The organism is Mesorhizobium sp. PL10, from assembly GCF_053714315.1.
Window position 1 is genome coordinate 1 of sequence record NZ_JBSKBR010000141.1, and the last position, 1212, is coordinate 1212.

Here is a 1212-nt window from a genome sequence, read left to right on the forward strand (position 1 = left end):
CAGGGCAATCGGGTGAGTTAACACGTGACATATGGCGCCAGTGCTGAATCTGTGAGTCCCCAATTGATTCGATTGGGAGATACCTGCGATGGCCACATCCGACGAGGCGGTACTCGAGAGCGTTGTTTTTCTGGATCATTTTGCGGATCTGCCGGACCCGCGGCAACTCAGCAAAATCATCTATCCGCTGGACGAGATCCTGCTGCTGTCCTTGCTTGCGGTGCTGGCCGGGGCCGAGACCTTCACTGCAATCGCCCAGTTCGGGAAAGACAAAGTCGATCTTTTGCAGCGCTTCCGGCCCTTTGCGAATGGCGCGCCCGATCATGACCGCTTGGGCGAAGTGTTCGCCGCGCTGGATGCCGAACAGTTCCAGAAGTGCTTCGTCAGTTGGGTCACCGCCTTGACCGGGATACCCGCCGAGGTGATCGCCATCGATGGCAAGACCAGCCGGCGCTCCTATCAGAAGAAGGGTGCGAACCCCATTCACATGGTCTCGGCCTTCGCCGCCCGCCAGCGTCTGGTGCTCGGGCAGGTCAAGGTGACGGAGAAGTCCAATGAGATCGTCGCCATCCCCAAGCTTCTGGACATGCTGGCCATCGAGGGCGCCATCGTCACCATCGACGCCATGGGCTGCCAGCGCGAGATCGCCAGCAAGATCATCGACAAGAAGGCCGATTACGTGCTCGCCTTGAAGGGCAACCAGGGCACCCTTCGTGACGATGTCGAGCTCTTCGCCAACGAGCAGAAAGTCAAGAAGTTCAAGGATACCACGGTCAGCCAGGACAAGACGGTCGATGGCGATCACGGCCGCATCGAGACCCGCCGAACCACCGTCTTCCATGACATCGGCTGGCTCCAGCAGCGCCACAACTGGCCCGGATTGAAGGCCGTGATCATGGTCGAGAGCGAGCGTGAGATCGACGCCAAGATCGAGCGTGAAAGGCGCTTCTACATCACCTCGTCAACCGGCACGGCCGACAGGCTTGCTGACGTTGTCCGCCGCCATTGGGCGGTCGAGAGCATGCACTGGCTGATGGACTGCCTCTTCCGAGACGACGAATGCCGGGTCCGCACCGAACATGCCCCGGCCAACTTCACCACTATCAAACATATCGCTCTCAACCTGTTGCGCCGTCATCCAGCCAAACTGTCCATGACCAACAAACGATTGAAGGCCGGATGGAACGAGGACTTTCTCGTCAGCCTCATCTC

The 1212-nt window shown here is 59.4% G+C and carries 1 protein-coding gene; it reads left to right on the top strand.

Features of this window, described 5'->3' with window-relative positions:
* Positions 1-88: 88 nt before the first annotated feature.
* Positions 89-1212, top strand: a 1124-nt coding sequence (locus tag ACWGTO_RS33490) for an ISAs1 family transposase (RefSeq protein WP_454578955.1), incomplete at its 3' end; no start/stop codon positions are given.